At 41.6% G+C, this 19098-nt stretch carries 18 protein-coding genes, 4 pseudogenes and 1 riboswitch; of the genes and pseudogenes, 5 read left to right on the top strand and 17 right to left on the bottom strand.

Annotated features, from left to right (window positions below; all coding sequences use genetic code 11):
• Window positions 1–18: 18 nt before the first annotated feature.
• Genes NSQ23_RS05460 through NSQ23_RS05450 form a run of 3 tightly spaced genes read right to left on the bottom strand, consistent with a single transcriptional unit; the run spans window position 19 to window position 2131 of the window.
• A complete protein-coding gene (locus tag NSQ23_RS05460) occupies window positions 19–1080 on the bottom strand; it encodes a Xaa-Pro peptidase family protein (RefSeq protein WP_192953977.1) in 1062 nt (353 codons plus the stop codon).
• 2 nt (window positions 1081–1082) lie between these two features.
• The gene (gene aroQ, locus NSQ23_RS05455) at window positions 1083–1529 is read right to left on the bottom strand and encodes a type II 3-dehydroquinate dehydratase (RefSeq protein WP_064220663.1); all 447 of its coding nucleotides are present in this window, start codon (window positions 1527–1529) and stop codon (window positions 1083–1085) included.
• Between the two features lie 38 nt (window positions 1530–1567).
• Complete coding sequence (locus NSQ23_RS05450; protein WP_004889579.1) at window positions 1568–2131, bottom strand: YqhR family membrane protein; 564 nt, start codon at window positions 2129–2131, stop codon at window positions 1568–1570.
• A 115-nt stretch (window positions 2132–2246) separates the two neighbouring features.
• Here NSQ23_RS05450 and NSQ23_RS05445 point away from each other — a divergent pair, with 115 nt between their 5' ends.
• Both NSQ23_RS05445 and NSQ23_RS05440 read left to right on the top strand, forming a co-directional pair.
• Entirely contained in the window at window positions 2247–3176 is a 930-nt protein-coding gene (locus NSQ23_RS05445) for a DUF1385 domain-containing protein (protein WP_339173567.1), read from the top strand.
• 20 nt (window positions 3177–3196) lie between these two features.
• Window positions 3197–3538: an SA1362 family protein gene (locus NSQ23_RS05440; protein WP_339173565.1), complete on the top strand. Its 342-nt coding sequence runs from the start codon at window positions 3197–3199 to the stop codon at window positions 3536–3538.
• A gap of 15 nt (window positions 3539–3553) precedes the next feature.
• On the opposite strand, the gene NSQ23_RS05435 is transcribed toward NSQ23_RS05440, so the two are convergent.
• The 11 genes and pseudogenes from NSQ23_RS05435 to NSQ23_RS05385 all read right to left on the bottom strand — a co-directional run bounded on the left by NSQ23_RS05435 (window position 3554) and on the right by NSQ23_RS05385 (window position 11828).
• Window positions 3554–4432, bottom strand: a complete 879-nt coding sequence (locus NSQ23_RS05435; RefSeq protein ID WP_339173562.1) for a patatin-like phospholipase family protein — start codon at window positions 4430–4432, stop codon at window positions 3554–3556.
• Between the two features lie 76 nt (window positions 4433–4508).
• Window positions 4509–4937: a transcriptional regulator MntR gene (gene mntR, locus NSQ23_RS05430; RefSeq protein WP_009373920.1), complete on the bottom strand. Its 429-nt coding sequence runs from the start codon at window positions 4935–4937 to the stop codon at window positions 4509–4511.
• Between the two features lie 69 nt (window positions 4938–5006).
• Window positions 5007–5153, bottom strand: a complete 147-nt coding sequence (locus NSQ23_RS05425; RefSeq protein WP_339173559.1) for a hypothetical protein — start codon at window positions 5151–5153, stop codon at window positions 5007–5009.
• A gap of 108 nt (window positions 5154–5261) precedes the next feature.
• Window positions 5262–5870, bottom strand: a pseudogene (locus NSQ23_RS05420) (ribonucleotide-diphosphate reductase subunit alpha); the annotation flags it as partial.
• Between the two features lie 86 nt (window positions 5871–5956).
• On the bottom strand, window positions 5957–6784 hold the full coding sequence (locus NSQ23_RS05415; protein WP_309138128.1) for an HNH endonuclease: 828 nt from the start codon (window positions 6782–6784) through the stop codon (window positions 5957–5959).
• Window positions 6785–7048: 264 nt separating this feature from the next.
• Window positions 7049–7564: pseudogene (locus NSQ23_RS05410) on the bottom strand (ribonucleotide-diphosphate reductase subunit alpha); the annotation flags it as partial.
• Window positions 7565–7641: 77 nt separating this feature from the next.
• Window positions 7642–7962 (bottom strand): hypothetical protein, encoded by a 321-nt coding sequence (locus NSQ23_RS05405; RefSeq protein WP_339173555.1) that lies wholly within the window; start codon window positions 7960–7962, stop codon window positions 7642–7644.
• 230 nt (window positions 7963–8192) lie between these two features.
• Window positions 8193–8846: pseudogene (locus NSQ23_RS05400) on the bottom strand (ribonucleotide-diphosphate reductase subunit alpha); the annotation flags it as partial.
• 74 nt (window positions 8847–8920) lie between these two features.
• A complete protein-coding gene (locus NSQ23_RS05395) occupies window positions 8921–9802 on the bottom strand; it encodes an LAGLIDADG family homing endonuclease (protein WP_339173552.1) in 882 nt (293 codons plus the stop codon).
• Window positions 9803–10046: 244 nt separating this feature from the next.
• Window positions 10047–10832: pseudogene (locus NSQ23_RS05390) on the bottom strand (ribonucleotide reductase N-terminal alpha domain-containing protein); the annotation flags it as partial.
• Window positions 10833–10991: 159 nt separating this feature from the next.
• Complete coding sequence (locus NSQ23_RS05385; RefSeq protein WP_006317987.1) at window positions 10992–11828, bottom strand: biotin/lipoate A/B protein ligase family protein; 837 nt, start codon at window positions 11826–11828, stop codon at window positions 10992–10994.
• A gap of 127 nt (window positions 11829–11955) precedes the next feature.
• On the opposite strand from NSQ23_RS05385, the gene NSQ23_RS05380 reads away from it, so the two are divergent.
• Window positions 11956–12327, top strand: a complete 372-nt coding sequence (locus tag NSQ23_RS05380) for a rhodanese-like domain-containing protein (protein WP_035019487.1) — start codon at window positions 11956–11958, stop codon at window positions 12325–12327.
• Window positions 12328–12360: 33 nt separating this feature from the next.
• On the opposite strand, the gene gcvPB is transcribed toward NSQ23_RS05380, so the two are convergent.
• From gcvPB to gcvT, 3 genes are read right to left on the bottom strand one after another with little or no spacing between them, the layout of a single operon-like run.
• Window positions 12361–13815: an aminomethyl-transferring glycine dehydrogenase subunit GcvPB gene (gene gcvPB / locus NSQ23_RS05375; protein WP_339173550.1), complete on the bottom strand. Its 1455-nt coding sequence runs from the start codon at window positions 13813–13815 to the stop codon at window positions 12361–12363.
• Entirely contained in the window at window positions 13808–15154 is a 1347-nt protein-coding gene (gene gcvPA / locus NSQ23_RS05370; protein ID WP_339173548.1) for an aminomethyl-transferring glycine dehydrogenase subunit GcvPA, read from the bottom strand. Before gcvPA ends, gcvPB begins: the two co-directional genes overlap by 8 nt.
• A 17-nt stretch (window positions 15155–15171) precedes the next feature.
• Window positions 15172–16266, bottom strand: coding sequence for a glycine cleavage system aminomethyltransferase GcvT (gcvT, locus tag NSQ23_RS05365; RefSeq protein WP_192948265.1), 1095 nt, complete (start codon window positions 16264–16266; stop codon window positions 15172–15174).
• 144 nt (window positions 16267–16410) lie between these two features.
• Window positions 16411–16499, bottom strand: a riboswitch (glycine riboswitch).
• Window positions 16500–16686: 187 nt separating this feature from the next.
• Between gcvT and NSQ23_RS05360 the strand changes: the two genes are divergently transcribed.
• Window positions 16687–18330 (top strand): SNF2-related protein, encoded by a 1644-nt coding sequence (locus NSQ23_RS05360; protein WP_339173545.1) that lies wholly within the window; start codon window positions 16687–16689, stop codon window positions 18328–18330.
• The gene (locus NSQ23_RS05355; RefSeq protein WP_339173543.1) at window positions 18317–19087 is read left to right on the top strand and encodes a YqhG family protein; all 771 of its coding nucleotides are present in this window, start codon (window positions 18317–18319) and stop codon (window positions 19085–19087) included. The genes NSQ23_RS05360 and NSQ23_RS05355 overlap by 14 nt, the downstream gene beginning before the upstream one ends.
• Window positions 19088–19098 lie beyond the last annotated feature (11 nt).

Genomic DNA, 19098 nt, shown 5'->3' with positions numbered 1-19098 from the left:
GTTCGTTTCCTCCTATGTCTATAAAGTAATGAGATCTTTTGGTGAAAGAGTGAGCCGCTCATTGCCGTTTTCTGTAATGACGATGTCATCTTCAATGCGAACACCGCCTAATCCCGCTATGTAAATGCCCGGTTCGACCGTCACAACCATTCCCGGCTGTAGTACTGTATCCGAACGCATCGAAAGTGCCGGCATTTCATGCACTTCCATGCCAAGACCATGACCAGTAGAATGCCCAAAGTATTCGCCAAATCCACAAGCAGAAATGTAATCACGTGTGAGCGCATCTGCCTCTCGTCCTGTCATCCCTGGGCGAATGTGTTCAACACCACGAAGCTGGGCTTGCAGTACGACATCATATATGCGCTTTAACTCGTCGCTTACATCTCCAACTGCAACCGTTCTCGTAATATCAGAGCAATATCCTTTATAATATGCGCCAAAATCAAGCGTGACGAGCTCACCTTTTTCGATGACTTTCTCTGTCGCCACCCCATGTGGCAATGCTGAACGCACACCAGAAGCAACGATGATGTCAAACGATGAACTTGTCGCTCCTTGTTTGCGCATAAAAAATTCCAACTCATTCGCCACATCTATTTCACGCACACCTGGGCGAATAAAATCGAGAATATGGCGAAATGCGGCATCGGCAATCTCGGCTGCTTCCTTTAATATCTTAATCTCTGCTTCCGACTTAATCAAGCGTAACTTTTCAACCGCGCCGGAAACAGGAACAAGCGTTGCTTTAATCGCTTTTTCATATGCTGAAAACGTTGCATATGAAAGATCGTCTTGTTCAAATCCGAGCTTTTGAATGCCTAATCGTTCGACTTGTTTCGCCACTTCTTCAATGAGCGTCTGCGTATGTTGCACAATTTCATATCCTTCAATTTGTCTTGTCGCTTGTTCAACGTAGCGAAAATCTGTAATAAATACGGCGTCTGTTTCGCTAATTAAAACAACACCTGCCGTTCCTGTAAAATTCGTCATATAGCGACGGTTATATTCATTTGTAATGAGAAATCCGTCAATGCCATGTTCATTAAATTGCGCGCGAAGCTTTTGTAATTTATCCAACGTTATTTCCCCTTCCCTTCAACTATATCAAGCAACGCTAAAATCGCCAATCGATATCCGTTTACGCCAAGACCGACAATTTGCCCAGCTGTTACGGGAGCGATGACAGAATGATGACGAAACGGCTCCCTTGCGTGAATATTTGAAATATGTACTTCGATGACTGGCGTTTGTATGCTTGCAATTGCATCACGCAAGGCATAACTGTAATGCGTAAACGCTCCGGGATTGAAAATGATCCCGTCATATAACGACTCCGCCCGATGAATTTGATCAATTAACGCGCCTTCATAATTGCTTTGATAGCACGTTAACTCTACTTCATATTCACTAGCAAATTCCGTTAGCTGTTTTTCTAGTTGTGCAAGTGTCGTATGCCCATAAATGTGTGGCTCCCTCATGCCGAGACGATTTAAGTTCGGACCGTTTAAAAGGAGGAATCGAACCATTCCCCCTCTCCCCCCTTTGCTGATGAAAATACATATGGTTATTTTACCACATCGGCCTGTTTTTGTCGCCTCATCTCTGCTACTTCGAATGAAATGGAATAACCGATAAACATTCCATATAGAATGTAAAAGCATACCATCGTGACAACTGTATTTCGCTCAAGTTGTGGAACAGCTTTTAATTGAGGAAAAATCGGATTTAATACGTAAAAAACAAGCACCCATAACCCGATGCCGAAAGCGACGCCTGGCCAAATACCTTGACGATTTTTTAAAAAAGCATAGTATACAAACGCGGCAACGACAGAAGCAATCCCAATGAACAAAATCGCAATCGTCTGACCGAGCGCTCCGTTTTTCCAATCACCGATTGCCCATGGTTGCAAAATGAAATTTGGCGCTACTTCTGTAAAACGGAAAAAATAAGCACAGTATGCGAGGAAACTCCAAAACACACCTCCAATAAAACCAATCAATGCAACTTTTGCTAAAACAGGCATTGGCTTTTCTCTTTTGTTTTGTTCTAGTTGTGCATCTTGTTTCATTTTTGTTTGCACAGCAATCACCTCCGTTTTTATCTTGTCCAAAATGTTGCATCTCATGTGTATCGTTTCTCATTTTTGGAAACAATACGAATACAAACGATACATCGACCTAGAGGTTTTTATCGTTTTCTTGTAGAATATAAGAAAAAAGAAAATAGGTTGGTGTCTTCTTATGAGCAAAAACGTATATGGTGGGCAGGCGGTCATTGAAGGTGTCATGTTTGCTGGACGTCATCATTCTGTCACAGCCATTCGTCGCAAAGACGGTTCGATTGAATATTTTCATGTTCCACGTCAAGCAAACAAAACGCTTTCCTCGTTAAAAAAAATTCCGTTTCTTCGCGGCATCCTTGCCATTATTGAAGCAAGTGCAAACGGATCAAAACATTTGCAGTTTTCTAGCGAACGATACGATCTCGATCCGAACGAAGATGAAACGTTGCAAACCGAAGCACCGTCCAAATGGACGATGATTTTAGGCGTTGCGCTTATTGGGGTATTATCGTTTTTATTCGGAAAATTTATTTTCACACTCATTCCTGTATTTTTAGCTGAATTAACGAGACCGATTTTCCCGTCGAAAACGGCACAAATACTTGTTGAAGGCTTTTTTAAACTTCTTTTGCTTTTGGGCTATATTTATTTTATTTCACTCACTCCACTTGTCAAACGACTGTTTCAATATCATGGAGCTGAACATAAAGTAATTAATGCCTACGAAAATGGTTTGCCATTGACCGTTGAGCACGTACAACGACAATCTCGTCTTCATTATCGTTGCGGTAGCAGCTTCATTTTATTTACTGTCATCATTGGCGTATTCGTTTACATGTTCGTTCCAACCGAACCGCTTTGGGTACGCGTGTTAAACCGACTTGCGCTTATTCCAGTCGTGTTAGGTTTGTCTTTTGAAGTGTTGCAAATGACAAATGCGTTACGAGACGTCCCGGTGTTACGTTGGCTCGGTTACCCAGGCTTATGGTTGCAGCTATTAACAACAAAAGAACCGACTAATGATCAAGTAGAAGTAGCGATCGCATCATTTCAACGGTTGCTTGAGTTAGAGGGAGAAGCGACGAAACAGCAAGAAGAAGTGGTGTAATGATAAAGGAGGTGGATCGATTGCGTCGGCGCCCATTCCCGCTTATCACGTTGCTTATTGTATTTGCTATTTTCGGGTTTTCTTATCGACTATGGAACGATCCAATTCAGTTGTTGAAACAAATATTTTTTATCGTGTTTGTTGTAGCTGTCTTTTACAGCATATATAAATGGATGCAAAGACAGCGCTCTAATCACTCATATCAAAAAGCGGTAAAACAATCGAAAAAGCTCCACCATCAAAAAACAAAGCCGACGTCGAAAAAACAAACGCGCCCAACCGCTTTAAAGAAAAAACATGCCACTCATTTAACAGTCATTGAGGGCAAAAAAGGAAAGAAAAAAAATCGGGCTTCTTTTTAACCCGATTTTTTCTTTTTAATATGTCCATGTTTTTAAAAATTGCTCTGCCCGTTCTTTTCCAAACGAAATAAGTTTCTTTTTTTCTTCATCGGTCATTGAAAAATCTGTGGCAACGACGTGTTTGATAGGGAGAAAAATAATGTTTTTCTCATGACGACGGGAAATGTATCGTTCATCGTGCGCCTCGCGCATCGTTTGAAACAACGCTTCATACAACTCAATCGCATTATTAATTTTCTTTTTTGCTTTTTGTGCCTGTTTTGCACTCAATTTGATACCAAGAACAGGTCTCTTTTTTCGTTCTTCATCAAATAAAAAAATCGGAAAATTGCTTAGTAAACCACCATCAACGACAATATGCTTCCCTTCGTCCGTCTTTAACCGCACAGGCTCAAAAAAATAAGGAATACCGACACTCATTCTTACTGCTTTTGCGACGGAAAAGCGGAGAGGATCAATGCCATATTTCGGCAAGTCATCTGGCAAAATAAGCATTGTCCCATTCGTTAAATCGGAAGCGACGACGCGCAATCGTTCATGTGGCAAATCAGCAAACGTGTACACGCCTTTTTTACTTAACTGCTCGGCGATCCATCGTTCAAGCTTTTCTCCTTTATATAACCCCATTTTCCAATAAAGGACGAGCCATTTTAACCATGCATACGGAATGATTGTATGTCGCTCATCGAGAAAGTCCATTAAATTCATCTCTTCCATCATGTCCACGATTTCCTTGCTTGTAAATCCCGCTGCAATAAACGAAGCAATGAGCGCTCCTGCGCTCGTACCAGCAAGCCGTTTAAAGCGAAAACCTTTTTCCTCAATCGCTTCATATGCTCCAATTAGCGCAAAACCTTTGACGCCACCACCGGAAAACACACCGTCAATCTCCATCCTCTTCCCTCCTCGCCATATATGTATGAAAAACGAGAAGAGTTGAGCATAAAAAAACAAAAAAAAGAACAAGCGTTTATGCCTGTTCTTGCTCGTTCTGTTTTTGAATGTTGCGAAGCGCTTCAAGACGTGACCGATCTTCTTCAAAATATTGTACTAAATCGCCAATGCGATCAATCGCATTCCAGCTTAAATGATGTTCAATTCCCTCAACATCGCGATAAATATTTTCTTCATCTACACCAATGAGACGCATAAATTGTTCCAGTAGCTCATGGCGATACACAAGCCGCTTGCCGATTTTTTTGCCCTTTGGTGTAAGGACAAGTCCACGGTACTTTTCGTATACTAAATATTCGTCTTTATCGAGTTTTTGCACCATTTTCGTCACAGAGGAGGGATGAACGGACAATGCCTCGGCAATATCTGATACACGGGCATATCCTTTTTCTTCAATCAATATATAAATTTGCTCAATATAATCTTCCATGCTTGGTGTTGGCATACGTTTCCCTCCTAAACAAACATCCGTAATCATTATGATTATAACATGTTTACCAAGCATGACAACTATTTACGTAAAATATTCAATCGTTGCTTCAGGAAAAAATTGTTCAATATAGGATTGGATCGTGTCATGCAATCGTGTTGCGTCTTGCCCAAGAGGGTAGTCAAGCGCCTCACGTTCAAAATAAACAAGCTGAGGAATAAATGGATTCATCCAATCACCTCAATGTTAGTATAGTTGATTGTTATGAGGTGATGAAATGCAATTTTTGTTATCCGGCATAAAAGAAAAAAGGAACGGATTTTTCCGTCCCTTTTTACATTATAAACCACATTTTAATTGCGCTCCGCAACTTGTGCACGTGTTGCAGCCGCCGATTTCTTCGACCGTTCCTTCGCGGCATACCGGGCAAATGTTGCCGACTTCTGAACCGATCGTGACGTCCGTTGCGCGCAAATCTGGAATCGTTTCAACAAGCGCCACCGCTCGTTTTTTCGGCTCTTCTGGAATTAATTCAAGCTGCTCCTCGACCACATTTTCTTCTGCTTTTAGTGTCAATACTTGCGCGTCACGGCTACCATCGACATAAACTGTGCCGCCCTTTGCACCACCTCGCCATAACCGCTCATACACCTTTTGTACTTGCTCAACCGTATAGCCTCGCGGGGCATTCACTGTTTTCGAGAGGCTAGAATCAACCCAGCGTTGGATGATGCATTGCACGTCTGCATGAGCTTCTGGCGATAAATCCATCGCTGTCACAAACCAATGCGGCAAGTTATTTGGATCTGCTTCTGGATGTTTGTCCAAATATTCTTGGACGATATCCGCTTTTACCTCAATAAACTTACCAAGACGACCACTTCGATAATAAGAAAACGAAAAATATGGTTCTAGCCCTGTGGACACGCCGATCATGGTTCCGGTACTCACTTATGTTACTTCTATCCATACATATTGGACAGAAGGCAGGTACGATATTGCTACCCGCTCCATATGTCGCCATATGGGTCAGACTATATCTTCAACCAAATCTCCTGTGAATGTCTTTTGCGATGACAAGGATACTCACATAAGGTAATTAAATTAGATAATTCATTCGCCTTTTCCCAATCACCGTTGAAAGCCCTAAATGGTATAATGTGATGAACTGATAATTCACGTCCATATTCAGCTTCTGTTATTCCACAATCTTGACAAGTAAAATTATCACGTTCCCTAGCCTTCCTGCGCTGAGCTCTCCAGTTTGGCCCATAATATTCTATATCTCCCCCTGCCCAAGCACCATTGTTTTCTCCAGAGAACATCCTAGTTCTTTCATAATAATCACCCATGCAATGCACAGAACAGAAATTAAGGTTTCTAACAACAGAAGGTTTTTTCTCGATTTTTTTGCCACAATTATTACATGTGACAATAATTCGCTTTTTATATTGAACTTTTCCTCTTTCACCGTTCGCTTTGCCTAGACATGTTCTCGAACAATATTTTGCGCTTAATTTTCGATTTTCTGGGACATCGAACGTTTTTCCGCAAGTTTCACAAATTTTTTCGACACGTTTTCTCAAATGTTGATTAATTTGATGGGCGTTCTGTATTAGATACATTCTCCTACATTGTTTATTACAAAAATTATTTTTTTGAATAATAGAAGGCTTTCGAAGCATTTCCCCTCCACAAAACGAGCAAAAAACTTTAACTTTTTTACTCATCTTTTTCCAAAATAATGGTGGATTCTTTTTTTGATACTCTGTTTTGCAAGATCGGGAACAAAACTTTTTTCTTTCAAAGTGACTAGGCTTTACATAAATTTCTTCATCGCAATTAAGACATTTTTTCTTCACAGGAACATCTCTCCTTTTCTGTCCTAATATGATTATTATAAAACAGAACAGGTGTTCCTGTCGCGAGATTTGGTTGCTCGGCGTGTAGTCGTTGAGGGGTCAGCCACGACTTCCCTGCGGATTGTCTGGTAGGATAATCCAACACTCTTGCATTTTTACCTCTTTCATGTGCTGGCAAGGCACAGGTAGCAAGAGATACGCCAGATTTCCCCGCATATAGCCGAGTTTTCACTGTATTTTTACAAATACAGGGGGCAACTACTTACCCGTCGGAGCCACGGTCAGCAAATGCGAGTTGCGAATGCCGTATTTTAAAATATCTTGGCGAATATCGTCCGGCATGTTTTTCATATAACCGGTGTGAATGAACGCTTCGCGCAATTTCATCGTTTCTTCTTCTGTTTCACCGACTAAAAACGGAAAACTTCCTTTTTCTTTCGCAAGCTCAATCGACGCGCGGTATGCCGTTGTCGCGATCGTTTTAAACAGTTCATCAACTAACTGATTACCTTCTTTGGAGCCATACTCTTTTTCACAATAAATAAGTAAGTCAGCTAGTCCCATGACGCCAAGACCGATGCGACGCTCCCCAAGCGCTTGCTTTTTATTTTCTTCAAGGAAATACGGGGTTGCGTCAATAACGTTATCTTGCATACGGACGCCAACTTCAACCGTACGCTTTAATTTTTCATAATCAACGACCTTCTTTTCTTTATCGACCATATTTGCCAAATTAATCGCGGCTAAATTGCACACAGAATAAGGTGCGAGTGGTTGTTCCAGCTTATGTTACCCTATCGGCTTTTTATCCGATAGCTCTAACGGTTCATTTCCCGTTAGCTCAGCATACGTTTTCATTACACACGCTCTTCGATAGTACCCGTCAACGTAAAAGGCAAATGTTCATAGATTACTCGCAGTTTCTCATAAGAAACTAGCTCACATTCAATGCCATATTTACGATGAATTTCAGTTAAATCATTTAAAGCCTTTTCTATCTCCTTCTTGTTCCTTGATTTAACTTCCACTATTCTGCAAACATTCCCATTATTATCGTAAATAAAGAAGTCTGGTTTATATAACCTATAACCTAGATCAAAAACTTGATCCTCGTAGCCCCATTGAATTGAATGATAATCTAAATATTTGGCATATGCATATTCATAAGAACTTCTCAAATAAAAACCTCTGTAAAATCCGGCATATCCCCTATTCATCCGGCAGTACACCGTCCTTGCGAAAAGCGTGTGTAATGCTGCGGCCTCTTGCGGAGATTATATTCTGCCTTTTTAGACAGGTTCACTCCGTATGCGTTGCCCCTGACTGAGTTTTTAGGCTCAGCCTTCGGTTCAGGTTCCCATCTCAGGGTTCCTGCTTCATTCCGCAGTTTTTTACGTGAGGCAAACTATTCACCACACGGATTTGTTGCGACTACTTTTTGTCCGTACGCTCTTGCATTCGTCATGTCGTTGGCGTTGTCGATAAAGAAAATACCCGGTTCGGCAGAATACGTTGCGCAAATGTTGATGAGCTTCCATAGCTCGCGCGCGCGAATTTTCCGATAGACGCGAACGCGATAACCCATTTTCTCCCATTCACGTACATCGCCGACTTCATGCCATTTTTCGTTGTAGATGCGCATTTCTTCTTCCGAATACGTCTCAACATCTGGAAAGCGCAATTCGTATTCTTCATCGTTTTCTACTGCCTGCATAAACTCTTTCGTTAAGCAAACAGAAATGTTCGCTCCTGTTAAAAAGTCCGGATTATGCACGCTATACGTACCGCCTGTCCGCAACTTTTCTTCCGCGTCTTTAATAATTTTTTCGCTAAAACCCCCGTATCCTGGGATGTTTTTATAGTTGACGATTCCTTGATACATCGCGCGCTCTTGTTCGGTAAGCGGCGTAAACTTTAATTTTTCTTTCGCTGCTTTTTGAATGCCTTCGTCTTCCGTATTTTCAAGTAAATAGCGTAAAATGCGCGGATTTTGCATTTTGGAAATGATGAATTCAATAATGTCCGGATGCCAATCGGCTAACATAATCATTTGTGCGCCACGCAACTTGTTACTCACTCATTTGAGTGGGCTAGGTCATTTCTGCCTAGCTCTCCGTCTTTCGAACGGAGATCAGACTATATCATCAAAGAAGAGAATATCACATATTTTCTATTCAATTTTATATCTCCATGTTGATAAAGGTGATGAAACAATTTTTTCACATCGTTAATACTAGATATGTGAAGGTCAAAACATCCTTCCTTTTCAGTCAATGCCTGGACATTTTTTGCAATACCTTTAGATTTCAAAAATTTTAATACCCCTTCTAACAATTTTCTCGATCCGGTGATACCAAATCGTGCTTTTAAATAGCTTTTATCCCTTTTTTTGTAATATCTCTTATATACCCTTATGTTTCCATCAGCATCAAATACTCCACGCAAGAAGCACCATTGCAGTTCATCGCTATTAAATTCTATCCAAGTTTCACTTCCGGTTTTTTTAGGGGTTATTCCTAATCTTATCAAATCATTACACATTTTTGTAGAATTAATAGTTAATGAATATTTGTTTTGCTCATTAGGTGCATTTCTTTTTCTAAACTTGATCGCCTCTTGCATGTTTAATTCTTTTGCTATATCGTAAATCAATTGTCTATCTTCTTCTGCTAAAGTTAAGACAAGGCGCTTTGATTTTTTACGATCAAAAATTGTGCCATCACCTAAGATATAGCCAACTAAATATGCTTGATTCGGAGTTTTTATATCAGAGAAATAATTTTCACAATAATTATATTTTTTGTTAGCTAATTTACCTGCTTCCCCAGGATTTCTGATTTCAAACATTTTCGTTTCTTCATTCCATCTTCTTAAAGTTCCCCTACTTACACCTAATATTTTGGCTATTTTAACTTGGCTATATCCTTCTTTATGGAGATCTTTTGCTTTTTTCAATATCTCTTCTTTGTCTCGCGCCTCGTAACCTCGTTGTCGAGTGTTACGATTTACTCCTTCCATGGTTCCCCTCACTCCAAACATTTTTATTTATTACATTCATTGTATGGAGAACTGTAGGAAGTTTCAATAGTCGTTGAACCTTCATCTCCGTTTCCAGAGATGCTTGGCTGCTGGTCGCCCATTGTTCCATCCAATTGATTTTTACACCGTCACGCTTGCCGTTGCCAGCTACGTTGTGGTTCAATTGGCTTTAGGGGGTTCCAGCAATTCGCGAGATTTTACTCCCGCCAATGGCACTACTTTAACGGGAGCCACCTTGTTCGACAAGATGGGTTAGTTTTGCAATGTCGTCTAGCCATGACACCGATCCGGACGATTTTCCGTTCACTCCGCGCGCAAGTGTATTGCGTGGACGAAGAGTCGAACCGTTCGTTCCTACACCGCCACCGCGGCTCATAATTTCCATCACTTGCTTTCGATGTTCAGAAATGCCTTCGCGAGAGTCTTTCACAAACGGCATGACGTAACAGTTAAAGTACGTCACTTCTGTCCCAGAACCTGCTCCGTACAGTACGCGTCCAGCTGGAACAAAATTCAGGCTGACGAGCTGTTCATAAAACTTTTCAAACCACTCTTTTCTTTTTTCTTCTGTTTTTTCAACAGCGGCTAGCCCGGTTGCGTTCCGCTTCGCAATTTGTTCATAAAAAATTTCGAGTGGCTTTTCAATGACATCGAGGGAACGAACAACAATACCTGTTTTCGCTTCCTCTCCTTCCAACACATGACGATATTCTTCTTCAACGAGCACGTGTGCTTTTTTATTTTCCCAGTCCAGCTCAACGATAAATCCAAGGCCACGCGCTGGAAACTTCGGATCTTCCTTCACGGTTAAAACGACAAAATCTCCGACGCTTAACGTCAACTTTTCCGTGTCTTTAAACGAATAGCGATCGAGCATCACTAAACGCGATACACCCTTATATGTAATGTGCATCTCAGGAGTAATCGGGTGCACTTGTGGAAACATACGAATGTCTTCATTCAACTTGTCCACATTCACCGTCATTTTTTCAGAAAACGCAACCGTCATTTTTACCTCTCCTCTACCAACATAATCTTACTACATTAAACTACCATATATCGACAACAAGAATCAATAAAAAAATCAATATGTAGTATGATTTTTTTAAAAACACATACTACATATTGATAATTAAGTCAAGTATTTTTTATTTGTCAAGAAAAAAATTTACCGTTTAAAATTCCATTCATCTGTTTCGTATTTGTTTTTCGCTAGTTGCTGAACGTAGAAAAGCTCATCATCTGTTAATTCATATCGTTCAAGCTGAACATTTAACCCTTTTTCAAATCCTTTGAAAAATGCTTCTTTCGCCTCATTGATCGTAATGTTTCGATCCGTTAATTCATTAATGGCGACTGCTTTGTTTTTAAAGTTTTGCCTTAATCGTTCTTTCACTCTTTCATTCGGATACTTAAATAGACTAAAGAGCATGTCTTCGTCTAAATCTAGTAAAATCGATCCGTGTTGTAAAATGACTCCTTTTTGCCTTGTTTGGGCGCTTCCTGCCACTTTTCTTCCTTCGACAACGAGCTCATACCAAGACGGTGCATCAAAACAAACAGCCGAGCGCGGATTTTTTAAATCTGCTTTTTCTTCTTCTGTTTTTGGCACCGCAAAATACGCATCAAGCCCTAGAAAGCGAAATCCTTCTAAAATACCTTGTGAAATGACACGATACGCTTCCGTCACCGTTTGTGGCATAGCTGGATGCGATTCAGACACGATAACGCTATACGTCAACTCTTGGTCATGAAGCACACCGCGTCCCCCGGTTGGACGTCTAACAAAACCAAGACCATACTTTTTGACTGCTTCCATATCAATTTCTTTTTCGACTTTTTGAAAATAGCCAATCGAAAGCGTCGGTGGATTCCAACCGTAAAAACGAATCGTCGGCGGAATTTTTCCTTCGCTATGCCATTCTAACAACGCTTCATCAAGCGCCATATTAAACGCTGGAGAACAATTGCCTGAATCAATAAATCGCCATACTTCTTTTTCCATCTACTCCACCCTTTCCTCTATCATTTTATAGTGTAACAAACATAATAAGTCAATGGAAAATGCTTTGCTTCTTGCCTAAAACATTTATATAATAGACATGGCAACGATGAAAAAAGGAGGAGGCATCATGACAATCGCTCTTATTATTCTCGGAGCAATTATTGTGTACGCGGTCATTACATACTTTTACCAAAAGCGAATCGTTCAAACGTTGACGGAAGAAGAGTTTCGCGCAGGCTATCGAAAAGCACAACTCATCGACGTGCGTGAACCAGATGAATACGCGGCAGGTCATATTTTAGGAGCTCGTAACATTCCGCTTTCTCAATTACGTTTACGCATGAAAGAATTGCGTAAAGATCAACCGATTTATTTATATTGCCAAAGTGGAATACGTAGCAGTCGCGCGGCACAAATGTTGTATCGCAACGGCTATCGGGATTTATACCATTTAAAAGGCGGATTTAAAATGTGGACAGGAAAAGTAAAGAAAAAATAAGGTGCCAAGCCAACACGCCTGGCACCTTTTGTTTTACTTCTGGTAACGCAAAATTGGTTTGCGAGCAGCCGTCGTTTCATCTAAACGCTTGACGACCGTTGTATGTGGTGCTTCTTGGACGATTTCTGGCGTTTCTTCCGCTTCTTTTGCGATTTGAATCATCGCATCAATAAATGCATCGAGCGTCTCTTTTGACTCAGTTTCGGTCGGCTCGATCATCATGCACTCTTCGACGATGAGCGGAAAATAAATTGTCGGCGGATGGTAACCAAAATCAAGCAAACGCTTCGCAATATCAAGCGTACGTACCCCTAATTTCTTTTGTCGCTTTCCTGACAAAACAAATTCGTGTTTGCAATGACGGTTGTATGGCAAGTCGTAATACTCAGCCAATCGGCGCATCATATAGTTGGCGTTTAATACCGCATATTCTGTCACTGCTTTTAAGCCATCCGGCCCCATCGAACGAATATACGTATACGCACGAACGTTAATGCCAAAGTTTCCATAAAACGGCTTCACACGCCCGATCGCTTGTGGTCTATCGTAGTCGAAATAGTAGCCGTTTTCTCCCTTTTCCACCGTTGGCTTCGGTAAAAACGGAATGAGATCCGCCTTCACGCCGACAGGACCTGAGCCAGGGCCACCGCCACCGTGTGGACCAGTAAACGTTTTATGAAGGTTTAAGTGCACGACGTCAAAGCCCATATCGCCAGGGCGTGCTTTGCTTAACACCGCATTTAAGTTCGCGCCGTCGTAATACAATTTTCCACCTGCATCGTGGACAATTTTGGCCATTTCCAAAATATTTTCTTCAAAAAGGCCAAGCGTATTCGGGTTGGTGAGCATCAATGCCGCTGTATCCGGGCCGACGACACGGCGTAAATCGTCTAAATCCACAAGCCCTTCTTCTGTCGATTTCACCGTCACCGTCTCAAACCCTGCGACCGTAGCCGAAGCAGGATTCGTACCGTGAGCCGTATCTGGGACGATGACTTTTGTGCGATTATAATCGCCATTCGCTTCATGATAGGCGCGAATCATCATCAGTCCTGTCCATTCGCCATGTGCACCTGCAGCTGGCTGCAACGTCACCGCATCCATGCCGGTAATCTCTTTTAAATGCTCTTGTAAGTCATACATGAGTTCAAGCGCCCCTTGCACCGTTTCTTCCGGCTGAAGCGGATGGATGTGAGCAAATCCAGCGAAGCGGGCAACATTTTCGTTTATTTTCGGATTGTATTTCATCGTACAAGATCCAAGCGGATAAAAGCCGGAATCGACCCCATGATTGCGCTTGGACAACGCTGTATAATGACGCATAATATCAAGCTCCGACACTTCTGGGAGTTCTGGTGCTTCTTCTCGAATGTAGTCAGTTGGAATGACTTTTGCGACATCAATGGCTGGCACATCTAACTTCGGTAAGCTATACCCAATTCGCCCTGGCTTACTTAATTCAAAAATAAGCGGTTGGTCTTTATGCATGACAATCCCCCAATTCTTTTACAAGCATGTCAATTTCTTCTTTCGTGCGTAGTTCCGTCACTGCAATTAACATACAATTTTGTAGTTCTGGATAATCACGCCCGAGATCATAGCCACCAATGATTCTTTTTTCCAACAGCTTTTTATTTATTTCTGCTACCGGCTTGTTCATGCGAACGACAAACTCGTTAAAAAACGGTCCTGTGAATACGACATCAAATCCATGATTGACAAACGTCTCTTTTGCATAGTGTGCTTTTTGAATATTCATCGTTGCCATTTCTTTTACACCGTTTTTACCAAGCGCAGTCATTGCCACCGACGCTGCAAGCGCGTTTAACGCTTGGTTCGAGCAAATATTCGATGTTGCTTTGTCGCGGCGAATGTGTTGCTCGCGTGCTTGTAATGTCAACACAAAACCGCGGCAACCTTCTTCGTCTGTCGTTTGTCCGACAAGACGTCCCGGAATTTTGCGCATGAGCGCTGATTTCACCGCAAAATAGCCGCAATGCGGGCCGCCAAATTGCGTTGGAATACCAAACGGCTGCGCATCGCCAACGACGATGTCCGCCCCGAATTGGCCTGGCGGCGTTAATACCCCTAATGCAAGCGGATTGCTGGCGACAACGAACATTCCTTTATGCGCATGAGCGATTGGCTCGATGTCTTTTAGCGGCTCGATTTGCCCGAAAAAGTTTGGATATTGCACGATGACGCACGCGACGTCTTCATTCATTTCTTTTTGCAAGGCGTCCACATCCGTTACACCGTTTTTGTACGGTATTTCTACTACCTCTAGCCTAGGACCTTTCGCGTATGTTTTCACGACGTCGCGGTATTCTGGATGCACCGCGCTTGATAACAACACTTTTTTCTTTTTCGTATGCGCCGCGCTTAATAACGCTGCTTCTGCTAGCGCTGTTCCACCGTCGTACATCGATGAATTTGCCACATCCATGCCTGTTAGCTCGCAAATCATCGTTTGAAACTCGAAAATGGCTTGCAATTCCCCTTGCGAAATTTCTGGTTGATACGGTGTATATGCCGTATAAAACTCGGAACGTGAAATGACGTGATCCACAATCGTCGGAATGTAATGATCGTACACCCCTGCTCCTAAAAACGACGTGTGTGTCTTCATATCCGCATTTTTTTCCGCTAGTGCCATTAATTCTTTCATTAACTCCGGTTCTGATTTTGCCGGCTTAATGTTGTACTCTCCTTGAAAACGGACGCTTTCCGGGATGTCAGAAAACAATTCGTCAATGGACTGTACCCCGATCGTTTGTAACATTTGCTGCTTATCTTCTTCTGTCATCGGCAAATAACGATGAAGCATAACTCTCTCTCCTCACATTATTTTGTACGCTTGTAAAACGGTGTTGCCACCACTCTTGCTTTTAACCGCTTCCCACGAACGTCTACTTCTACTTCCGTATCAAGTGCCGAAAACGCAGTAGAAATAAGCGCTAGTCCGATATTTTTTTTAAGCGTTGGCGATTGTGTTCCGGTCGTGACGAAGCCAATTTGCTCATTGTTGACATACACCGCATATCCGTGACGCGCAATGCCTTTGTCAATCATTTCGATTCCGACAAGTCTCCGTGGCGCTCCTTCTTCTTTTTGCTTCTTCAATACTTCTTTTCCGAAAAAGTCGACATCTTTATTCGTTTTTACTGCAAATCCAAGCCCTGCTTCAATTGGGGTAATGTCTTTGGCCAGTTCTTGTCCATATAGTGGCAAGCATGCTTCAAAACGAAGTGTATCGCGTGCACCGAGCCCGCACGGAAGTACCCCTTCTTCTTTTCCTGCTTCTAAAATGGCGCGCCAAAGCGTTGGGGCATCTTCTGCTCGACAATATAGCTCAAATCCGTCTTCTCCTGTATATCCTGTTCGGGACACGAGCGTTTGAACTCCTGCAACATCAACATGATCTGCAAAAGCGAAAAACTTCATCGTAGATAAATCGACCGTCGTTAATTGCTGTAATACTTTTTCTGCAAGTGGGCCTTGTAGCGCAAGTTGCGCAATATCGTTTGAAATATTGACAAGTTCGACATCCCCAACAACATGCTCAGAAAGCCAAGCAAAATCTTTCCCGATATTGGCAGCGTTTACGACGAGAAGATAATGATCGTCCGCTTTTTTATAAACAAGTAAATCATCAACGGTTCCCCCATCTTCATAACACATCAACGTGTATTGGGCGCGACCGTCCGTTAACTTCGCAACGTCGTTTGTCATCATTTTTTGTAAAAAAGCAAGACTATCTTTTCCTTTCACTTCAAACTCGCCCATATGGGACACATCAAATAACCCTGCACGCGTTCGTACAGCTTCATGTTCTTCTTTAATGCTAGAAAATTGCACAGGCAACTCCCAGCCACCAAAATCAATCGTTTTTGCGCCATACTCTGCATACAGAGGAAATAGCGGTGTTCTTTGTAACATATGCTCCCTCCTTGTTCATAAAAAAAAGACAGACGACCCCCATATTGTCATATGGTAGTCTCTGTCCTTTCACCTGAAAGTTTCCCTAAGAGTAATTAGGTGTCCTCGTGGGTGGTTCACGTTTGTGAACGCTCTCCAGAGCTGCGTCAAACAAGAGTTCTTTTGCCTGAGAGATTCGTGTTGCCACTTGCTCCTTCGGCGCTACGTGCTGTAGTCTCTCCCCTTGTTCTCATCCGCCCGTATACAATTGTCATTCTTGTGCCACACTATATGTGAACACATCAATGAAGGAATTTTACAAACTTTCTTACGTTTTTTATTATCTTATAACTTCTCATTTGTCGCAATACCTTTTTATAAATAAAATACGTAAGTTTATTTAGTTTTAAACAAAAATGTTCGGAAAATGAGGGATGCTTGATGAACATCACCATGCATTGGGAGAGAAGCTGGAAAGATGAATTTGCCAAACGTATTGAACGTGACGGCCCGTGGTCAAATTGGGAATTATATGAGTTGGCGCTTGAAGCAACGAAATCGTTAGCTATCCCTCAATTTGATGGGCTACAAGCGCCAAATCATTTACCACATGTCACCATTTTACCCCATCAATACGACGTTGCCCGTCAAGTCGTTGAACAAATGAACGGAAAAGCCATCTTAGCTGATGAAGTTGGACTCGGGAAAACGATTGAAGCAGGATTGATTTTAAAAGAGTATATGATTCGTGGACTTGTGCAGAAGGCGCTTATTCTCGTTCCAGCCTCTCTCGTGTCACAATGGGTGCAAGAATTGAACGAGAAATTTTTTATTCCTGCTGTTGCCCAAAGGAAAAGTTACGTATGGGAACAATGTGACATTGTTGTTTCATCCATTGATACGGCAAAAAAACAACCACACCGAGACATCATTTATGGACAAACGTACGATATGGTCATCATTGACGAAGCACATAAGTTAAAAAACAATAAAACAAAAAACTATGAATTTGTTCAAGGACTGAAAAAAAAGTTTTGTTTGCTATTGACAGCAACACCGATTCAAAATCGTGTAGAGGAAATTTTTCATCTTGTCTCTCTACTGAAACCAGGACATTTAGGAAATGCCGAACAATTTCAAAAAAAGTACGGAAAATTGCGGACATTACACGATGACGCCCATTTAAAAGAGCTCATTCGCAAGGTAATGATTCGTCATCGTCGCCATGATACAGGTATTGAGTGGACAAAACGGCACGTTGAAACGTTTTTTATTGATTTCTCGGAAGCGGAGCGAAATGTATATGAAACGATTCAACAGTTGAAGACTCATTTTTCAGATACATCGCTGTCACATATGACATTGTTGCGTGAAATATGTAGCAGCAAAGAAGCACTTTTTTGCACGTTGAAAAACATGTTTGAACAAAAACCTCATCTCGAAACGACAATCGGGGCATTGTTGCAAAAAATGAACGACATCACCGACCATACAAAAGCGAAAAAAGCGTTAGAGCTTATTCAAACAATAAACGATAAAGTTATTGTATTTACAGAATACCGCGCCACACAGTTGTATTTGCAATGGTTTTTTAAACAGCACGGCATTTCTTCTGTGCCGTTTCGCGGTGGGTTTAAACGAAGTAAAAAAGATTGGATGAAAGAGTTGTTTCAACATCACGCACAAGTGTTGATCGCAACTGAGGCAGGAGGGGAAGGGATTAACTTGCAATTTTGCCATCATGTCATTAACTACGACTTACCATGGAACCCGATGCGTCTTGAACAACGAATCGGGCGCGTCCACCGTCTCGGACAAACGAAAGATGTCCACATTTATAATTTTGTCGTGCGCAATACGATTGAAGAACATATGTTTACGTTATTGTACGAAAAAATTCAACTATTTGAACGAGTCGTTGGTGAGTTAGATGATATTTTAATGAAATTACAATCTCCTACATTTTCAAATCATTTAGAACGCATAATTGCTCAGTCGAAAAGCGAAGGAGAGCTAAAAATTAAAATACAAAATTTTGTAGAAATTTTTGCAAATATGGAGGATAATGTACATGCAGCAACATGACATTCAATCTTTTCTCGAACGTTTTTTTACCGCTACCCATTGCCCAATTTTAGAACATAGTGATGGTCATATACGCGTTCAACTTACCGTCGATATGGATAAACAATTAATGAATCGTCCTTTTTATTGGCATTATGTTGAACGCATCGGAGCCATAGGTGAACCACTGCAATTATCGCTTATGACAAGACAATCAGCTACGAAAGAAGGGGAATATATTCATTTCGGTTCACCGCGGCTTCACCAAATTTTTTCAATCGCCAAAATGAACGGACGATTCGTTCGCCTTTATGAACAAGTATGTGAACGTTCTGTTGCGCTTCATCCGTGGCTTCATACAAACATATTGCTCTCTTATGAGTGTGATCGAAAACAAGATCGTTTATTATCGTTAGGTATTCATCTCATTAGTGGAACGATTATTGAATCATTTTACGACGTGTTAAAAGAAAAACAGTGGACGGCAACAGTCCCTGATTACTGTTTTACCATTTCTCCACTTATTAAACCGCTGAGCGGACTTGCCCGACTTGAAGCTTTTGTGGAGCGTCTCATCTCGTCTGAAACACATCATTGGGCGGATGAAGCGCGAGCACGCTGGAAAGAAGAACTAGCATTATTGCAACATTTTTACGAAGGAATAGAGGAAAAACGAGAAGAATATGAAAAAGAAAAAGAAGCATTGCGACAAAGGTATGAACCGAGAATTCACATATCCATTATCAATGGCGGTTTATTTTATTTGCAAGCGAAATAAGGCTAACGTGA

Source organism: Anoxybacillus sp. FSL W8-1294, from assembly GCF_037965005.1.
Taxonomy (GTDB): domain Bacteria; phylum Bacillota; class Bacilli; order Bacillales; family Anoxybacillaceae; genus Anoxybacillus; species Anoxybacillus flavithermus_G.
Note: the sequence above shows the minus strand (reverse complement) of the source record. Positions and strands in the feature narration are given on the sequence as shown.